The sequence below is a fragment of the Streptomyces phaeofaciens genome (assembly GCF_014648915.1).
Taxonomy (GTDB): Bacteria; Actinomycetota; Actinomycetes; order Streptomycetales; family Streptomycetaceae; genus Streptomyces; species Streptomyces phaeofaciens.
On record NZ_BMSA01000029.1, the window covers coordinates 1 to 17376 of the forward strand.

General features: G+C 71.9%; 14 protein-coding genes and 1 pseudogene. 5 read left to right on the forward strand and 10 right to left on the reverse strand.

All coding sequences use genetic code 11. The features are described from left to right. Positions 1-189, forward strand: a pseudogene (locus IE275_RS36100) (ATP-binding protein); the annotation flags it as partial. Between the two features lie 157 nt (positions 190-346). Here IE275_RS36100 and IE275_RS36105 read toward each other — a convergent pair. Both IE275_RS36105 and IE275_RS36110 read right to left on the reverse strand, forming a co-directional pair. Beyond that, on the reverse strand, positions 347-541 hold the full coding sequence (locus tag IE275_RS36105; protein ID WP_189716882.1) for an acyl-CoA carboxylase subunit epsilon: 195 nt from the start codon (positions 539-541) through the stop codon (positions 347-349). Positions 542-598: 57 nt separating this feature from the next. Then, positions 599-2203: an acyl-CoA carboxylase subunit beta gene (locus IE275_RS36110; protein WP_189716883.1), complete on the reverse strand. Its 1605-nt coding sequence runs from the start codon at positions 2201-2203 to the stop codon at positions 599-601. Positions 2204-2636: 433 nt separating this feature from the next. On the opposite strand from IE275_RS36110, the gene IE275_RS36115 reads away from it, so the two are divergent. Further along, complete coding sequence (locus tag IE275_RS36115; protein WP_189716884.1) at positions 2637-3245, forward strand: YceI family protein; 609 nt, start codon at positions 2637-2639, stop codon at positions 3243-3245. 102 nt (positions 3246-3347) lie between these two features. Further along, positions 3348-3986: a hypothetical protein gene (locus IE275_RS36120; protein WP_189716885.1), complete on the forward strand. Its 639-nt coding sequence runs from the start codon at positions 3348-3350 to the stop codon at positions 3984-3986. A gap of 73 nt (positions 3987-4059) precedes the next feature. Here the strand turns inward: IE275_RS36120 and IE275_RS36125 are convergent, their stop codons facing one another. Continuing rightward, positions 4060-4641: a YdeI/OmpD-associated family protein gene (locus IE275_RS36125; RefSeq protein ID WP_189716886.1), complete on the reverse strand. Its 582-nt coding sequence runs from the start codon at positions 4639-4641 to the stop codon at positions 4060-4062. A 378-nt stretch (positions 4642-5019) separates the two neighbouring features. Here IE275_RS36125 and IE275_RS36130 point away from each other — a divergent pair, with 378 nt between their 5' ends. Continuing rightward, entirely contained in the window at positions 5020-5802 is a 783-nt protein-coding gene (locus IE275_RS36130; protein WP_189716887.1) for a serine protease, read from the forward strand. 116 nt (positions 5803-5918) lie between these two features. Here IE275_RS36130 and IE275_RS36135 read toward each other — a convergent pair whose 3' ends face one another. Together IE275_RS36135 and IE275_RS36140 are read right to left on the reverse strand one after the other, a co-directional pair. Then, on the reverse strand, positions 5919-7292 hold the full coding sequence (locus IE275_RS36135) for a hypothetical protein (protein WP_189716888.1): 1374 nt from the start codon (positions 7290-7292) through the stop codon (positions 5919-5921). A gap of 62 nt (positions 7293-7354) precedes the next feature. After that, complete coding sequence (locus IE275_RS36140; RefSeq protein WP_189716889.1) at positions 7355-10384, reverse strand: glycoside hydrolase family 3 protein; 3030 nt, start codon at positions 10382-10384, stop codon at positions 7355-7357. Positions 10385-10598: 214 nt separating this feature from the next. On the opposite strand from IE275_RS36140, the gene IE275_RS36145 reads away from it, so the two are divergent. Next, the gene (locus IE275_RS36145; RefSeq protein WP_189716890.1) at positions 10599-11186 is read left to right on the forward strand and encodes a GPP34 family phosphoprotein; all 588 of its coding nucleotides are present in this window, start codon (positions 10599-10601) and stop codon (positions 11184-11186) included. A 33-nt stretch (positions 11187-11219) separates the two neighbouring features. On the opposite strand, the gene cimA is transcribed toward IE275_RS36145, so the two are convergent. The 5 genes from cimA to ureA all read right to left on the reverse strand — a co-directional run bounded on the left by cimA (position 11220) and on the right by ureA (position 17245). After that, positions 11220-12833 (reverse strand): citramalate synthase, encoded by a 1614-nt coding sequence (gene cimA / locus IE275_RS36150; protein WP_189716891.1) that lies wholly within the window; start codon positions 12831-12833, stop codon positions 11220-11222. Positions 12834-13116: 283 nt separating this feature from the next. After that, the gene (locus IE275_RS36155) at positions 13117-13713 is read right to left on the reverse strand and encodes a TetR/AcrR family transcriptional regulator (protein ID WP_189716892.1); all 597 of its coding nucleotides are present in this window, start codon (positions 13711-13713) and stop codon (positions 13117-13119) included. A 9-nt stretch (positions 13714-13722) separates the two neighbouring features. Beyond that, positions 13723-14760, reverse strand: coding sequence for an agmatine deiminase family protein (locus IE275_RS36160; protein WP_189716971.1), 1038 nt, complete (start codon positions 14758-14760; stop codon positions 13723-13725). Between the two features lie 59 nt (positions 14761-14819). After that, positions 14820-16490 (reverse strand): urease subunit alpha, encoded by a 1671-nt coding sequence (locus IE275_RS36165; RefSeq protein ID WP_189716893.1) that lies wholly within the window; start codon positions 16488-16490, stop codon positions 14820-14822. Further along, a complete protein-coding gene (gene ureA / locus IE275_RS36170) occupies positions 16487-17245 on the reverse strand; it encodes an urease subunit gamma (RefSeq protein WP_229870961.1) in 759 nt (252 codons plus the stop codon). The genes IE275_RS36165 and ureA overlap by 4 nt, the downstream gene beginning before the upstream one ends. Positions 17246-17376: the final 131 nt, after the last annotated feature.

Sequence of the window (17376 nt, forward strand, 5' to 3'; positions counted from 1 at the left end):
GGCCTGCCGTTCGTCGTCGCCCTCAACGGCTTCGACGGCTCGCAGCCCTACCAGCCCGACGAGGTGCGTGAGGCGCTCCAGATCGGACCCGACACCCCGATCATCACGACGGACGCCCGCCACCGCTCCGACGCCAAGTCGGCGCTCATCACCCTGGTCGAGCACGCGCTGATGGCCCGCCTGCGGTAGGCCCCCCGTCCCCGCCACCGCGTCGCGCGGTGGCGGGGTTCTGCGGTGCCGAACGGGCCTGCGGCTCACAGCACCTCACAGCACGTACGAAGAAGGGCCCCTCTCCGCGGAGAGGGGCCCTTCTTCGTGTGTGTGGTGGCCTGAGGCCGCGTGGCGGCTAGCGCCAGCTGTGCGGGGCGCGGAAGCCGCCCTCGCGCTCCAGGCGGCGCCAGCCGGCCCTGGGGCGGCCTCGGTGGGTGGGGACGGGCTCGGAGGTACGGGCCGCGGCGCGGGCCAGGAGGATCGCCGTGATGGCGGCGACTTCCTCGGGCTCGGCGTGACCCTTCTCGACGCGAATGTCGGGAGTGCTCATGGCTGTCAGTCTCCGTGGATGAGGTTTCCGCAGGGGTACGGGGGAGGATCCGCCGGGTTACTGCGGGGGGTTGCCGTGCTTGCGGGACGGCAGGTCGGCGTGCTTCGACTGGAGCATCGCCAGGGAGCGGATGAGCACCTCGCGGGTCTCCGCCGGGTCGATGACGTCGTCGACCAGGCCGCGCTCGGCCGCGTAGTACGGGTGCATCAGCTCGGACTTGTACTCCTTGACCATGCGCGCCCGCATGGCCTCGGGGTCCTCCGCCTCGGCGATCTGACGCCGGAAGATGACGTTGGCGGCGCCTTCCGCGCCCATCACGGCGATCTCGTTCGTCGGCCAGGCGTAGGTGAGGTCGGCGCCGATGGACTGGCTGTCCATGACGATGTAGGCACCGCCGTAGGCCTTGCGCAGGATCAGCGAGATCCGGGGCACGGTCGCGTTGCAGTAGGCGTAGAGGAGCTTCGCGCCGTGGCGGATGATGCCGCCGTGCTCCTGGTCGACGCCCGGGAGGAAGCCGGGGACGTCCAGGAAGGTGACGATCGGGATGTTGAAGGCGTCGCACATCTGGACGAAGCGCGCGGCCTTTTCGGACGCCTCGATGTCCAGCACGCCGGCCAGCGACTGCGGCTGGTTGGCGACGATGCCGACGACCTGGCCGTCCAGACGGGCCAGGGCGCAGATGATGTTGCGCGCCCAGCGCTCGTGGACCTCCAGGTACTCGCCGTCGTCGACGATCTCCTCGATGACCTTGGTCATGTCGTACGGCCGGTTGCCGTCCGCCGGGACCAGGTCGAGCAGGACGTCACCGCGGCGGTCGGCCGCGTCTCCCGACGCGACGCGCGGGGGGTTCTCGCGATTGTTCTGCGGGAGCATCGACAGGAGGTAGCGCACCTCCGCGATGCAGGTCTCCTCGTCGTCGTACGCGAAGTGGCAGACGCCGCTCGTCTCGGCGTGCACGTCGGCGCCGCCGAGGCCGTTCTGGGTGATCTCCTCGCCGGTGACCGCCTTGACGACGTCCGGGCCGGTGATGAACATCTGCGAGGTCTCGCGGACCATGAAGACGAAGTCGGTGAGGGCGGGGCTGTAGGCCGCGCCGCCCGCGCAGGGGCCGAGCATCACGGAGATCTGGGGGATCACGCCGGACGCCTTGGTGTTGCGCTGGAAGATGCCGCCGTAGCCGGCGAGGGCGGAGACGCCCTCCTGGATACGAGCGCCGGCGCCGTCGTTCAGCGAGACCAGCGGGGCCCCGGCCGCGATGGCCATGTCCATGATCTTGTGGATCTTCGTGGCGTGAGCCTCGCCCAGCGCGCCGCCGAAGATGCGGAAGTCATGGGCGTAGACGAAGACCGTCCGGCCCTCCACCGTGCCCCAGCCGGTGATGACACCGTCGGTGAACGGCTTCTTGGCCTCCAGGCCGAAACCGGTCGCCCGGTGCCGGCGGAGCTGCTCGACCTCCTGGAAGGACCCCGGGTCGAGGAGCAGCTCGATGCGCTCCCGGGCGGTCAGCTTGCCCTTGGCGTGCTGCGCCTGGGTCGCCTTCTCGCTCGGGCCGGCCAGCGCCTGGGCACGGATCTGGTGCAGCTCGGCCACGCGGCCGCGCGCATCCGTGGGTTCCGAAGGCTCTGCGGTCTGCTCGCCCGTCGTCTCTTCCAAAACGGTCATGTAGTGACCTTACGAAGCCCACCAAGGAAAGCGAGACGTCGACTCCGTACAGTCTCCGGCGCGTTTTCCTGGTACCCCTGAACAGAACCCGGGGGGCATGCAGCCGTTCCGACTGCTCAGAGGCCCTCGCCGTTGTGGGGGTCCGACAAAGGGCGGGGGTGAGATCCCCTTCACATCCGACCCCTCGACGGCTCGGCCGACCGGGTGACGGGGGTGCGCCCGACTCCGCCGGCCGGGGGATCCGGCCGCTCCCGATCCACACTCGATCCACCCCCGACCCGCTCACCACCCGCCCTCCATCCCCTCGCGACACACCCCCACAGAGATGTTGAATATTGAACGGAATAGGTCTATGGTCGTCCTCGTTGGAAGTCGTTGAGGATTAAACATCCTGGACCTTCACCCCGCCCGCCCCGTCCCCAAGGAGCACACCATGGGTATCTTCGGCCGCAAGAGCGACACCGAGACCGCCACCGCCACCATCGCCCCCGTGAACCCGGAGCTGGCCGCCCTGACCGGCGACTACACGATCGACGCGTCCCACTCCAGCCTCGGCTTCGTCGCCCGTCACGCCATGGTCACCAACGTCAAGGGCAAGTTCCTCGACTTCAGCGGCACGCTGCACCTGGACGGCACGGACCCGTCGCGCTCCACCGCCTCCCTCGACGTCACGATGGAGAGCATCGACACGGGCTCCGCGGACCGCGACGGCCACCTCAAGAGCGCCGACTTCTTCAAGACCGACGAGTTCCCGACGATGACGTTCCGCTCCACGGGCGCGGAGGCCCTCGGCGGCGACGACTACCGCATCACCGGTGACCTGTCCATCCTCGGCGTCACCAAGCCGCTCACCATCGACCTCGAGTTCAACGGTTCCGCCAAGGACCCGTTCGGCAACGAGCGCGTCGGCTTCGAGGGCAAGGCGGAGATCCTGCGCTCCGAGTGGGGCCTGACCTGGAACGCGGCGCTGGAGACGGGCGGCGTTCTCGTTTCGGACAAGATCAAGCTGAACTTCGACATCTCGGCGATCAAGAACGCCTGACAATACGCCTAAATAGGGCATATCCAAGCGATACGCAGCAAGAAGGGGCCGGAAGTGATCAACTTCCGGCCCCTTGCTGTGACCTGTGCCACAGTCGCGGACATGAGCACCAGGACAGGGCCCCAGCACTACCCGGGCGCGAACCGGGACCACTGGTTCCAGGAGAAGTTCGGCGGCGACCGCATGGAGGTCAACGTCGTCGTCCTGCACACCACGGAGGGCCGGTCGCTGCCCGACTACCAGGGCGGCGCGAGCGCGCCGAACCTCACGGCGGTACCGGACCTCGCCACCGGCAAGCTGAAGTGGTTCCAGCACTTCGACATCGACATCTCCTCACGCGCGCTCGCCAACCTGCGCGGCGGCGTCGAGACGAACACCCTCAACGTCTGCCAGGTGGAGCTTGTCGGCACCTGCGACCCCAAGACCCACGCCAAATGGACGGCGAGCGGCAAGGGACACGTCTACTGGCCCAAGGCCCCCGAGTGGGCGCTGCGCGGGGTGGCCCGCTTCCTGGCGTGGACCCACCTCCATCACGACGTGCCGCTGCGCGGGCCGACCCTGTGGCCCGCGTTCCCCAAGTCCTTCGGGAACGCGGGCGGACAGCGGATGAGCCATACGAGCTGGAACGCCTTCAAGGGCGTGTGCGGTCACATGCACGTCCCGGAGAACGACCACGGCGATCCGGGCGGGATCGACTTCGAGGAACTGCTCGGCTTCGCCAAGTCGGCGGCCCAGGACTGAACGGACGCAGGACCGGGCGGACGCGGGACCGAGCACGGCGCGGGACCGAGCGCCGCGCCGGACCGGGCACCGCTCACGAGGTCCCGGCGGCCGCCTCCAGCTTCGCCACGGCGGCCGCCACCCGAGCCTCCCGGCTCCGCGGGGTCCGGGCCCGCAGCACACCGAGCATGACGAGATACCGGTCCGTGCGGCCCAGCCCGTCGAACACCGCCCCGGCCCGGGGGTGGGCCGCCAGCGCGGCCACCAGCTCCCGCGGCACGGCAGCCTCCTTCTGCGAGGCGTACGCCGCGGCCCAGCGCCCGTCGGCCCGCGCGGCCGCCACCTCGGCGAGACCGGCCGGCCGCATCCGTCCCTCGGCGGTGAGCTCCTCGACCCGCCGCACGTTCACCGCCGACCAGAGGCTGCCGGGCCGCCGCGGGGTGATCCGCTGGAGGTAGTGGGTGGCGTCGAGCCCCTTGCGGTGCCCGGTGATCCAGCCGTGGCAGAGGGCCACGTCGTTGACGTCCCGCGCACCGACCGAGACCGCCCCGGCGTCCTTCTTGGCCACCTTCACCCACAGGCCCGCCCGCGGGGCCGGGTGCCGGGCGAGCCAGTCGTCGAGGGCGTCGGCGGAGGCGAAGGGGAGGGCGGTGTCGGGATCCGCTGCTGAGGGCATGGGGACACCGTAGGAGTGCAGTAGGCCGGATACCGTCCTAGTGCCGGTGTCCCATCGGCGACAGCGCCTCGGCGTCGACTGGATGCCGTTGTTCGAGGACGAGGCGCGGATCGATCTCATGTGCGGGCCGGGGGACGACGGGCACCGGTGCGGCTCGGGGCGGCCTCGGCGTAGCGGGGCCGGGTGCCGCGGGAGGGGTGCCGTGGAAGGGGTGGCTGAATCGGCCCCCTTGTGCGTGGGCTCACAGGGTTCACATAATCCAGCAACAGATTTGACCTGACCATGCCAGGGCATGGCCCTTTCTTTGCCGTGTGATCTGACATGGGCACGTCAAGCCATGATCTCTCATGGTCCACCCCCCCACACGGAGGCAGCACCTTGAAGAAGCTCCTCACCGCCCTCAAGAGACTCGCGGCCGTCGGCGCCGTCGCACTCGCCGTCGCCAGCCTTCAGCCGGTGTCGTCCGCACAGGCCGCCCCCTCGCCCGTCGTCGGCGGGACCCGCGCCGCCCAGGGCGAGTTCCCGTTCATGGTCCGGCTCTCGATGGGCTGCGGCGGCGCCCTGTACACCCAGCAGATCGTGCTCACCGCCGCGCACTGCGTGGGCAGCACCGGCGCGAACACCAGCATCACCGCCACCGCCGGTGTCGTGGACCTCCAGTCCACCAGCGGCCGGGTGCAGGTCCGCTCCACCTACGTCTACCGGGCCCCCGGCTACAACGGCAACGGCAAGGACTGGGCTCTGATCAAGCTCGCGCAGCCCATCAACCTGCCGACGCTGAAGATCGCCACCACGACGCAGTACAACACCGGCACGTTCACCGTCGCCGGGTGGGGCTCGGCCTCCGAGGGCGGGGCCCAGCAGCGGTACCTGCTGAAGGCCACCGTGCCGTTCGTCAGTGACGCGACCTGCCGCTCGTACAGCGGTTACAGCGGGCTCGTCGCGAGCGACGAGATCTGTGCCGGATACACGGCCGGCGGGGTCGACACCTGTCAGGGCGACTCGGGCGGCCCGATGTTCCGCCGGGACTCCGCCAACGCGTGGATCCAGGTCGGCATCGTGAGCTGGGGCATCGGCTGCGCCCGGCCCAACGCCCCGGGCGTCTACTCCGAGGTGTCCACCTTCGCCTCGGCGATCGCCTCCGCGGCGGCCTCGCTCTGACACCCCCCCGCCGGGACGTCGTGAGCCGTCTCGGCCGTACGGGATCCACGGGTCCGGCGCCGCACCGCGCCGGGCCCGTTCCGCCGTGCGGGGCCCGTGCGGGGACGGGAGCCGTTCTAGAACCCTCCGCCGAAGTCGCCGCCGCCGAAGTCCCCTCCCCCGAGGCCCCCGCCGTCGCCGAAGCCGCCGAAGTCGCCCGCGTCGAAGTCGGCGCCGGAGACGTCACCGCCCTCGTAGCCGCCGAAGTCGCCGTAGCCGGTGCCGTAGTCGGTGCCGTAGGACGGGGCGGCCATCATGCCGCCGAGCATCGTGCCGATGAGCAGGCCGGGCAGAAGGCCGCCGCCGAAGTAGCCGCCGGCCCAGGGGCCGTAGGCCGGGCCCGCCTCCCAGTACGGGCGGCGGCCGTAGTCGCTGTCGACCTCACGGATCACCGGGTCGCGGCCGTCCGCCAGCCGGGTGGCGTCCGCCGCGCAGACCGGGACCTCGCGCGGGGACCCGCCGGGCGGTGTCCAGGCGGCGTCGGTGGCGGAGGGGCCGTGGCGGGGGTCGAAGAAGCAGGGCGGGCGGCGTTCGGGCAGGGCGCGGCGCTCGCGGCGGGCGGCCAGCCGGGCCAGGCAGAAGCGGCCGTCCTCCAGCGCCTCGGTGACCGGGCGGACGTCCTCCGGCCGGTTCGCCGCCGCCATGGCCGACTTGGCCCGGTCGTAGGCGTCCAGGGCACGCTCGTAGTCGGCGCGCATGGCGTCGTCGGCCCCGGGCTCGGAGGGGTGGAAGTCCAGCCGGTCGAGTTCCTCGCCGAAAGCGGTGATGTCCTCGTCGACGACGACCCGCAGCCGTTCGAGGGCGGCGCGCTGTTCCTCCGCGTGCCGCCTGCGGTTGCGTCGGACCAGCGTGTAGGCGCCCGCGCCGCCGGCCAGCAGCACCACGCCCGCGGTGACGAGCCCGGCCGTCGACACCCCGCCGCCCCCGCCGGACGAGCTCCAGCTCGCGGGCGCCGAGCCGCCCATGTTGGCCAGGGCGCGGTCGGTGAAGTCGTTCAGCTGGGCCGCGGGGTCCGTGGCGTCGCTCTCGCCCTCGACGCTGTCGACGAGGTTGCGCACGGCCTGGCGCGGCAGGACCGAGGAGTCGGCGCGGGCGTCGAAGAGCTCGCCCAGCCGGATCGCGTAGAGGCCGGTGACGCCGGTGGCGGTGCGCAGGTCGGTGAAGAGGTCCTCGGTCGGGTACCCGGCCGGGAGGACCGCGATGAACAGGGGCTTGTCGGCGCTCTCGATCTTCTTCTGGAGGGCGCGCGCGTCCGCCGGGGACAGCTGGCCGGATGCCCCGGGGTCGACGTAGACCGGGCCCTCGCGCAGCGCCTGGGCGATCGTCGAGACACTGGTGGCCGCGTCGGCGCGCGGCGCGCCCGCCGTCAGCATGGCCAGGACGGCCAGGACGGCGAGCGCGACCGCGGCCGGCAGGGTGAGGGGGCTCCGGGCCGATGGCACGACCTTCATACCTAGAAACTACCTGAATCCCACCAAACCGGTCATCGGAAGCGGACGGGGACGGCCGGCTTTCAGGCCGCCCGGTACGCCTCCGTCAGTTTCTCCACCGCCGCCCCGTACCGGCCGGTCAGCAGCAGATGGTCCGCGTCGGCGAAGGGCTTGGCCACCCGGGCCGTGAGAGCGGCGCCGGCCTTCTGCTGGACGATCAGCCGGGCCTTGGTGACCAGGGCGCGGCCGGCCGTGTCGGAGCCCGTGCGCTCGGCGGCCGCCGCCGCGAGCCGGAGCGCCTTCAGGGTGACCGCGCCGCCCTGCGGCACCTTGGTCAGGGTCGTCAGACCCCAGCCGTACGGGTACTGCGGGTCGTAGGCCGTGTCACCGACGTTGATCGGCAGCTGGGCCTCGGAGCGGGGCCAGGTGACGGGCAGCTGTCCGGTGAAGGCCTCCCGCCCGTAGAGCACGTCGGCCACGCCGTCGCCCTCGGTGCCCGGCAGCCAGCTCGCGACCAGGGCGTCGATCTCCCCGAGCCGGTCGCCGATCAGCTGAGGACGTCCGGAGACGACCAGCACCGCGCACTTCATGGCCGCGCACACCTTGTCGACTGCGGCCCGGTCGGCGGGGCTCAGCTCCAGGTCGTTGCCGTTGCCGACATCGCCGACGCCCTCGGCGTACGGTGTCTCGCCGACCACGACGACACCGACGTCGTGCCCGGTCAGGGGCGCGGAGGCGTCCTTGGACCAGGTGATCGCGCCACCGGACTTCCGCAGGCCCTCCAGGATCGTGGTGCCGGGGGTGATGTCGCCGGAAGCGCCCTGCCAGGTGACCGTCCAGCCACCGCTCTGGTTGCCGATGTCGTCGGCGTTGGAGCCGGCCACATAGACCTTCTGGGTCTTCTTCAGCGGCAGCAGACCGCCGTCGTTCTTCAGCAGCACCTGCGACGCGGCGACCGCCTCGCGGGCGACGTCCCGGTGGGCGGCGGAGCCGATGCGGGAGGCGCCGGTGGTGTCGGCGTACGGCTGCTCGAAGAGGCCGAGGCGGAACTTCTGGGTGAGGATGCGCGCGACGGCGTCGTCCAGCCGCCGCTGACCGACGCCCCCGGCCTTCACCTCGGCGATCAGGGCCGAGCTGAACTCCTTGTAGCTGTAGGGCACCATCATCATGTCCACGCCGGCGTTGACGGCGGTGCGGACGTGGGAGGCGTAGTCGCCCGGCAGCTGGTCGATGGCGTTCCAGTCGCTGATCACGAAGCCGTCGAAGCCCATCCGGTCCTTCAGGACCCCGTTGATCATGTCGGCGCGGGCGTGCATCTTGACCGGTCCCAGGCCGTCGCCCACGACGTCGAGGGAGGAGTACGACGGCATGACCGTGCCGACGCCCCGGTCGACCGCCTCCTGGTACGGCGCGAGGTGGACGGCCTCCAGCTGCCGCCGGGTGACCTCGGTGACGCCCTGGTCGATGGTGTACGTGCCGGTGGTGGAGGAGCCGTAGGTGGTGCCGCCGTCGCCGACGAAGTGCTTGGCGGTGGCCAGGACCTTGTCGTCGTCCTTCAGGTCGCTGCCGTCGCGGGCGCCCTGGAGGCCCTGGATCACCGTCTCCATCGACTCGACCAGCGCCGGATCCTCGCCGAAGGCCTCGTAGGAGCGGCCCCAGCGTTCGTCGCGCGTGACGCAGAGGCAGGGCGCGAAGTCCCAGGGCACGCCGGTGGCGCGGACCTCCGCGGCGGTCACCGCGCCGGTGCGCCGGGCGAGCCCGGGGTCGCGGGTGGCGCCGAGGCCGATGTTGTGCGGCATGACCGTGGCGCCGACCAGGTTGTTGTGGCCGTGGACCGCGTCGACACCGTAGATCAGCGGGATCTGGAAGCGGGTCGTCCGCGTCCGGAGCTGGAAGGCGTCGATCATCGCCGCCCAGGCCTCGGCGGTGTTGGGGGTCGGGGTCGAGCCGCCACCGGAGAGGAGCGAGCCGAGGTCGTAGGCGGCGATGTCACCGGGGGCGGAGACCGCGCCGCGTTCGGCCTGGGTCATCTGGCCGGCCTTCTCCGCCGTCGACATCCGGGAGAGCAGGTCCTTCACCCGCTGCTTCACCGGCAGCTCGGCGTTCAGGTACGGCAGTCCGTGCGCGTCGACGACGACCTGCGGGGTCTCGGCGGGCGGCTTGGCGCCGGTGACGGTCAGTTTCAGCGGGATGGTCTCGGCGGCCTCCGCGGTGCGGTCCCTGACGGTCGGGACCTTGATCGTGCGGGAGGTGCCGGAGGCGGTGCCCGCGGGGAACGTGACGGTGCCGGCGACCGGGGTGTAGTCGGCGCCGGCGGACGCGGAGCCCCCGGCGGTCTCGTAGGCGACGGTCACCGGCTGGTCGACGGGGGCGGCGCCGGTGGTGGCGAGGGTGACGCGCACGGCGGCGGTGTCACCCTCCCGCACCGGGTGGACGACGGCGCCGGTGGTGACGGAGGCGCGCAGCGACTGGTCCGCGCGGCCGTAGAGCTCCACGCCGTCCATCGCGAACTCGCCGCCCGCGCCGGTGGGCAGGGTGACGGCGTAGCCCCACATCTGGGTGAGTCCGAGGACGTGGTCGATGCCGCCGACGGGCTGGTAGTCGGTGCGGTACACGAAATCGGAGAAGGGGATCTCGATCCGCTTCCAGCCGGTGAAGTCGTCGGTGACGGAGGTCGTCCACAGCTCGGACGCCTCGCCGTGGGCGCCGCCGTCCTTGATCTCGAAGTTGATCTTCCTGCCGTCGCCCCGGCCGTCCCACCAGAACCGGATCCCGCGGTGGGCGGACCAGTCGTGGGCGGGCCGGGTCGCGGCGTAGTCGTGGGTGAAGCCGCCCCAGCCGCTGATGGCGTAGGTCCCGGCGAGGACCTTCTCGCCGTCGGGGGCGTCCGGGCGCTCCGCCAGCCGCAGGGCCGGCGGGTCGTCGGCGTCGCCGCCCCAGGTGAAGATGCCCTCGGCGGGCTGGGCGGCGAAGGGCACCTCGCCCTCGAAGCGGTCGACGGGGGTGGGTGCGGGGTCGTCGGCGGCCCGGGAGGCGGCCGGCGACAGCAACGCGGCGAACAGGGCGGTGGTGACGAGCAGGGCCGTTCTCGGTACGGACCAATCCCTTGGCATGGACCTTCCCTCGGCTCTCGGGTCTCGGGTCACGGGTCACGGGTCACTGGGGCTCGCACGGTTCACTCATGCCTTAGATCACGTCGTGAGTTAACTGGCGCCACGCAGACCCGTCAAGACGTCCCGTCGGGAGGAGCGAGCCGCACCCGCACCGGGCGTGCCCCGGGCCGGTGCCGGGTGGACGATGGGGGAAAACCGATCTGGAGTCCGACACATGACCACAGCACGGGACCTGTTGTTCGTCTCCCTGGACGTACGGTCCGCCCGGCCCGTCGAGCGGGGAGACCTGTCGCTCGCCCTGGCGGGAGCCGAACTGGCCGATCTGCTCGGCACCGAGGCCGTCACGCTGGACGACGACCGCATCGTGCCCGGGCTGGCGCCGGCCACGGGCGACCGGCTGCTGGACGAGGCCGCGGCGGCCGTCGTCCGGCAGCCACCGTACGAGTCCGTCGAGGACTGGCTGTGGCGCCGGGGCGACGGGCTGGCCGCCGCCTACGCCGCCGCCCTGGAGGCCGAGGAGCGGGCCGGCCGGCCCCGCCGCACCTGGCGGCGGGGCGCTCCGGCCGACTCGCCGGCCCGGCACGACGCGGCCGCCCGCTGGGCCTCCCGCGAGCCGGTGCTCGCCGGGCTGGCGGCCGCCCTGGGCATCCCCGAGGAGACGGCGGTCGAACCCGTGGACCTCACCGACGACACGGAGACCGTACTGGCGGCCGTGGGCGGCGCGCTGAACGAACTGGAGGCCGTACGGCAGCGGCGCCGCATCGAGGACGCCGCCTACGACAACGTCTGGCGGGGCCCCTGACGCCGGACCGCCCGGGGTGCGGCGGCCCGCCGGTCACTCGGCCGGCGTCACGCCCGCCCGCAGCAGCCCGTACGTGTACGCGTCCTCCAGCGCCTGCCACGACGCGGCGATGACGTTCTCCGCCACGCCCACCGTGGACCACTCCCCCGCGCCGTCGGTCGTGGAGATCAGGACGCGGGTGGTGGACTGCGTGCCGTGGACGCCTTCGAGGATGCGGACCTTGTAGTCGACCAGCTCCAGCTTGGCCAGCTGCGGGTAGATCTTCTCCAGGGCGACGCGCAGGGAGCGGTCGAGGGCGTTGACCGGGCCGTTGCCCTCGGCCGTGGCGACGATCCGCTCGCCCTTGGCCCAGAGTTTGACGGTGGCCTCGTTGGCGTGGGTGCCGTCGGGGCGGTCCTCGACGATCGCGCGCCAGGACTCCACCTCGAAGTAGCGCAGCGGCTTGCCGCCCTGGACCTCGGTGCGCAGCAGGAGTTCGAAGCTCGCGTCGGCCGCCTCGTAGGTGTAGCCCCTGAGTTCGCGTTCCTTGACGCGCTCGACGACCCGGCCGACGAGTTCGCGGTCGCCGCCGAGGTCGACGCCGAGTTCCTTGCCCTTCAGCTCCACCGAGGCGCGGCCCGCCATGTCGGAGACCAGCATGCGCATGGTGTTGCCGACCTGCTCGGGATCGATGTGCTGGTAGAGGTCCGGGTCGACCTTGATGGCGGAGGCGTGCAGGCCGGCCTTGTGGGCGAAGGCGGAGACACCGACGTACGGCTGGTGCGTGGAGGGGGTGAGGTTGACGACCTCGGCGATCGCGTGCGAGATCCGGGTCATCTCGCGCAGCCGGCCCTCGGGCAGCACCTGCTTGCCGTACTTCAGCTCCAGGGCCGCGACGACCGGGAAGAGGTTGGCGTTGCCGACGCGCTCGCCGTAGCCGTTCGCCGTGCACTGGACGTGGGTCGCCCCCGCGTCCACCGCGGCCAGGGTGTTGGCCACCGCGCAGCCGGTGTCGTCCTGGGCGTGGATGCCGAGGCGGGCGCCGGTGTCGGCGAGGACCGTCGAGACCACCGCCTGCACCTGGGCCGGCAGCATGCCGCCGTTGGTGTCGCAGAGGATCACAACGTCCGCGCCGGCCTCCGACGCGGCACGGACCACGGCCTTGGCGTACTCGGGGTTGGCGCGGTAGCCGTCGAAGAAGTGCTCGCAGTCGACGAAGACGCGGCGGCCCTGGGAGGTGAGGTGGGTGACCGTGTCCCGGACCATCTCCAGGTTCTCGTCCAGCGTGGTGCGCAGGGCGAGTTCGACATGGCGGTCGTGGGACTTGGCGACGAGGGTGATGACCGGGGCCCCGGACTCCAGGAGCGCCTTGACCTGCGGGTCCTCGGACGCCTTCGCGCCGGCCCGGCGGGTGGCGCCGAACGCGACCAGCTGGGCGTGCTTGAACTCGATCTCCTGCTGGGCGCGGGCGAAGAACTCGGTGTCGCGCGGGTTGGCGCCGGGCCAGCCGCCCTCGATGAAGCCGACGCCGAAGTCGTCCAGGTGCCGTGCGATCGCGAGCTTGTCGGCGACGGTGAGGTTGATGCCCTCCCGCTGGGCGCCGTCGCGCAGGGTGGTGTCGAAGACGTGGAACGAGTCGTCGAGCTCGCTGGTTGCCGTCTCGGTCATGGTCTCAAGGCTCCTGTTGTGGATCTTCGGTCTTACCGGAATGACCGGCTCCACCGTCCCCATGGTCCCTCGTGCGCTCGCTCCCGGCTGCGGGTGGGCCAGAAAAGCGAAAAACCTCTCGCGGGTGCGAGAGGTCTGCGCGCGGGTCGAGGACGACGGTGGCCACCCGTACCTGGTCGTACGTGGTGGTCACTGCGGACCGGCGCGCCTGCTGCCAATAATCGTGGCGAACGAGAACACGGGGGCAGTTTGGCACAGCGCGCCCCCTTGCTCACGGGGTGTCTCAGGATGCGAGCAGCGCCGTTCCGAGGAACTCGTGGACGTGCCCGAGCACCTGTGCGCGGTCGGTGCCGCGCAGACCGATCGCCACATGGATGGAGAAGCCGTCGAGCAGGGCGCGCAGCCGGGTGGCGAAGCGGTCGGGGTCGACGGCACGGAACTCGCCGCGCGAGACCCCCTCCGCGAGCAGGGCGACCAGGTCGCGGTGCCAGGCGCCCTCGATCGCGGCCTGCCGGTCGCGGGCGGATTCGTCGGCGTTCAGCGAGCGGTTCCAGACCTCCAGCCAGAGCGTCCAGTGCGGATCACGGTGGCCGTCCGGGACGTACAGGTCGACATACGCGTCGAGCCGCTCGCGGGCGGGGGCGGGCCGGGTGAGCAGCCGGGCGCGCTCGGCGCCGAGGCGGCCCTCGCTCCACTCCAGTGCCTGGAGCAGCAGCTCGTCCTTGGAGCGGAAGTAGTAGAGGAGATGGCCGCTGCTCATGCCGACCTCGCGGCCGAGCGCCGCCATCGTCAGCTTCTCCAGCCCCCGCTCGGCGATCATCGCCATGGCGGCCGCGAGGACGTCCTCACGGGGCGGAGCGTTCCTGCGCGCACCGGCCATCCGCCACTCCTAGACCTTCGGCTGCTGCTGGGTGATGCAGTGGATGCCGCCACCGCCGGAGAAGATCGTACGGGCGTCGACCAGCGTCACCGTCCGCTCGGGGAACAGCCGGCGGAAGATGCCCGCCGCGGTCTCGTCCCGCGGGTCGTCGAAACCGCAGAGGACGACTCCGCCGTTGCACAGATAGTGGTTGATGTAGGAGTAGTCGGCCCAGTGCCCGTCGGCCTCCAGGACGGTGGGCGCCGGGACCTCGACGACCTCCAGGCGGCGGCCCCGCGCGTCGGTCTGGGCCTTCAGCAGGCCGATGACCTCCTCGGTCACCTCGTGGTCGGGGTGCGCGGGGTCCGGCTGGGAGTGCGCGACGACGACCCCGGGGCGGGCGAACGCGGCGACGATGTCGACATGGCCGAGCGTGCCGAAGCCGTGCGGGGGATAGTCGCCGGTGAGGCCGCGGGGCAGCCAGATCGCCTTGCGGGTGCCGAGCATGGCGTGGATCTCGGCCTCGACCTCCTCGCGCGTCCAGCCGGGGTTGCGCTCCGGGCCGAGCTGGACCGTCTCGGTCAGCAGGACCGTGCCCTCGCCGTCGACATGGATCGCGCCGCCCTCGTTCACCAGCCGCGAGGCGTACGTCCGCGCCCCGGCGAGATCGGCGACATGCGAGGCGATCTTCGCGTCGTGCTCCCAGCGGGCCCAGCTCTGCGCGCCCCAGCCGTTGAACGTCCAGTCCACGGCGGCGAGTTCACGGCCGTTCGTCAGGAAGGTGGGCCCGATGTCGCGCATCCAGGCGTCGTCGAGGTCGCGTTCGACGATGTCGACGCCCGGGCCGAGCAGCGCCTGCGCGTCCGCCGACCGGCCGGGACCGCAGACGACCGTCACCGGCTCGAAGCGCAGCACGGTCCGCGCGACCGAGGCCCAGGCCATCCGGGCGGCGATGAGGTCGTCCCGGTCGTCGAAGGTGGGGTTGGGGCCCGGCCACGCCATCCAGGTGCGGGCGTGCGGGGTCCACTCGGCGGGCATCCGGAAGCCGTCGGCGGCGGGGGTGGTCATGTGCGGTGTCATCTCCGGTGTCATGCCGGGTGTCATGTCCGATGTCATGTCCGGTCTCCTTAGAGGAAGTACAGGCGGTTGAGGGAGACGGACTCGGCCGGTTCGGAGCGCAGCGGCTCGCCGTCGAGGGTGACCAGGCCGGTGCGCTGGTCGACGTCGACGGCCCCGGTACGGGAGTTGAGGCGCAGATCGGCCGGGCCGATCCCGCGGGTGCCGCGTACCGCGACCCGGCGGCGGCGGGTCGGCATCCGGTCGTTGCCCTGGTCGAGCGCGGCCTGCGCGACGAACGCCACCGAGAGGTCGGCGGGCGTGGCGCCGTACGCCCCGAACTGCGGGCCGAGGACGAGGGGTTCGCAGGTGTCGGTCGCCGCGTTGGGGTCGCCGACCACGCCGTACGCCGGGAAGCCGGCCTTCAGCACCAGCTGCGGCTTGGCGCCGAAGTACTCGGGCCGCCACAGCACGATGTCGGCCAGCTTGCCGGCCTCGATCGAGCCGACCTCGTGCGCGAGTCCGTGCGCGAGGGCGGGGTTGATGGTCAGCTTGGCCATGTACCGCAGGACGCGTTCGTTGTCGTGGTCCTCGGGCGCGCCGAACTCGGCCTTCATCTTCCCGGCCATGGCGAACGTACGGCGGACCGTCTCGCCCGCGCGGCCCATGCCCTGCGCGTCGGACGAGGTGATGCCGATCGCGCCCAGGTCGTGCAGCACGTCCTCGGCGCCCATGGTGCCGGCCCGGATGCGGTCGCGGGCCATGGCGGCGTCGCCGGGCAGGTCGGTCTTGAGGTCGTGGACGGAGACGATCATGCCGTAGTGCTCGGCGACGGCGTCCCGGCCGAAGGGCAGGGTGGGGTTGGTGGAGGAGCCGATGACGTTCGGGACGCCCGCCATCTTCAGGACGTTGGGCACATGTCCGCCGCCGCAGCCCTCGATGTGGAAGGCGTGGATGGTCCGCCCCTCCAGCACGCGCAGGGTGTCCTCGACGGAGAGGCACTCGTTCAGGCCGTCGCTGTGCAGGGCCACCTGGACGTCGTGCTCCTCGGCGACCCGCAGCGCCGTGTCCAGCGCCCGGGTGTGGGCGCCCATGTCCTCGTGCACCTTGAACCCGGACGCGCCGCCCTCGGCGAGCGCCTCGACGAGCGGTGCCGGGTGGGAGGACGAACCCCGGCCCAGGAAGCCGATGTTGACCGGCCAGGCGTCGAAGGCGTTGAAGGCGTGCCGCAGCGCCCAGGGCGAGTTGACCCCGACGCCCCACACCGGCCCGAACTCCTGCCCGACGATGGTGGTCACGCCGGAGGCGAGCGAGGCCTCCATGATCCGCGGTGACAGCAGATGGACATGGGTGTCGACGGCCCCGGCGGTGGCGATCAGCCCCTCGCCGGACACGATGGACGTCCCCGTGCCCACGACGACGTCGACCCCGTCGAGGGTGTCGGGGTTGCCGGCCCGTCCGATCGCGTGGATCCGCCCCTCGCGGATGCCGATGGACACCTTCCGGATCCCCAGGACCGCGTCGATCACCACCACGTTGCTGATGACGACGTCACAGGTCTCGCGGACCGCGGCGGCCTTGAGGTGCAGTCCGTCCCGGGCGGTCTTGCCGAACCCGGCGAGGAACTCGTCGCCGTGACGCTGGGAGTCCGACTCCACCCGGATCACCAGCCCCGAGTCGCCGAGCCGGACCCGGTCGCCGGCGCGTGGGCCGTGCGCGGACGCGTACTCGTACGGATTCATCGTGACGCTCCCTCGGCGGCCCCGTCTTCGGTTCCTTCTTCGGTTCCTTCTGCGGCTCCCCCACCGGCACCGGCTCCCTCTCCGGCTCCCAGATAGCCGCACGCGGCGGCCCGGCGCAGGGCCTCTTCCCTGGCGCCCGGCGCGTCCAGCGGGCCGTCGACCAGTCCGGCGAAGCCGATGGCGATCCGCTCGCCGCCGATCGGCACCAGCCCGACCTCGGCGCTCTCCCCCGGGCCGAAGCGCACGGAGGACCCGGCGGGCACGGCGAGCCGCATCCCGTAGGCCCGCGCGCGGACGAAGTCCAGCCGCGGGTTGGCCTCGAAGAAGTGGAAGTGGGAGGTGACGGAGACCGGCACGCCGGCGGTGTTGGTGACGGTCAGCCGGAGCGCCGGTGCGGGCTCGGTGTGCTCGGGTCCCGGCAGCAGCGCGCCGGGGGCCTGCTCGCCCAGGCCGCCGCCGATCGGGTCGGAGACCACCGCGAGCCGTGAACCGTCGTCGAAGACGGCCTCGACATGGACCTCGGTGACGACGTCCGCGACTCCGGGCAGGACGTCGTCCGGGCCGAGCACCGAGCGGGCGCGCTCGACGGCCTCGGCGAGCCGGACGCCGTCGCGGGCGGCCTCGCAGACGGTGTCGGCGATGAGGGCGGTGGCCTCCGGAACGTTCAGCCGCAGGCCCCGGGCCCTGCGGGCGCGGGCCAGCTCGGCGGCTCCGAAGAGCAGCAGCCGGTCGCGTTCGGTGGGGGTCAGTCTCACGTCGCGGCACCTCCTTGCGTCCTTCGACTTAGAGCATCACTCTAAACACGAGATTCATGCAACCGAAACGTTGACGGACCAACTTCGACTAGGTCACATTGAACGCCGCTCAAACTGATGGGCGAGGCAGC

Coding starts and splice junctions, on each gene's coding strand:
- IE275_RS36165 (WP_189716893.1), bottom strand. CDS start 16,490: ATGAATCCGTACGAGTACGCGTCCGCGCACGGCCCACGCGCCGGCGAC.
- IE275_RS36135 (WP_189716888.1), bottom strand. CDS start 7,292: ATGAAGGTCGTGCCATCGGCCCGGAGCCCCCTCACCCTGCCGGCCGCG.
- IE275_RS36145 (WP_189716890.1), top strand. CDS start 10,599: ATGACCACAGCACGGGACCTGTTGTTCGTCTCCCTGGACGTACGGTCC.
- IE275_RS36160 (WP_189716971.1), bottom strand. CDS start 14,760: ATGACCACCCCCGCCGCCGACGGCTTCCGGATGCCCGCCGAGTGGACC.
- IE275_RS36115 (WP_189716884.1), top strand. CDS start 2,637: ATGGGTATCTTCGGCCGCAAGAGCGACACCGAGACCGCCACCGCCACC.
- IE275_RS36155 (WP_189716892.1), bottom strand. CDS start 13,713: ATGGCCGGTGCGCGCAGGAACGCTCCGCCCCGTGAGGACGTCCTCGCG.
- IE275_RS36105 (WP_189716882.1), bottom strand. CDS start 541: ATGAGCACTCCCGACATTCGCGTCGAGAAGGGTCACGCCGAGCCCGAG.
- IE275_RS36125 (WP_189716886.1), bottom strand. CDS start 4,641: ATGCCCTCAGCAGCGGATCCCGACACCGCCCTCCCCTTCGCCTCCGCC.
- cimA (WP_189716891.1), bottom strand. CDS start 12,833: ATGACCGAGACGGCAACCAGCGAGCTCGACGACTCGTTCCACGTCTTC.
- IE275_RS36140 (WP_189716889.1), bottom strand. CDS start 10,384: ATGCCAAGGGATTGGTCCGTACCGAGAACGGCCCTGCTCGTCACCACC.
- IE275_RS36110 (WP_189716883.1), bottom strand. CDS start 2,203: ATGACCGTTTTGGAAGAGACGACGGGCGAGCAGACCGCAGAGCCTTCG.
- IE275_RS36120 (WP_189716885.1), top strand. CDS start 3,348: ATGAGCACCAGGACAGGGCCCCAGCACTACCCGGGCGCGAACCGGGAC.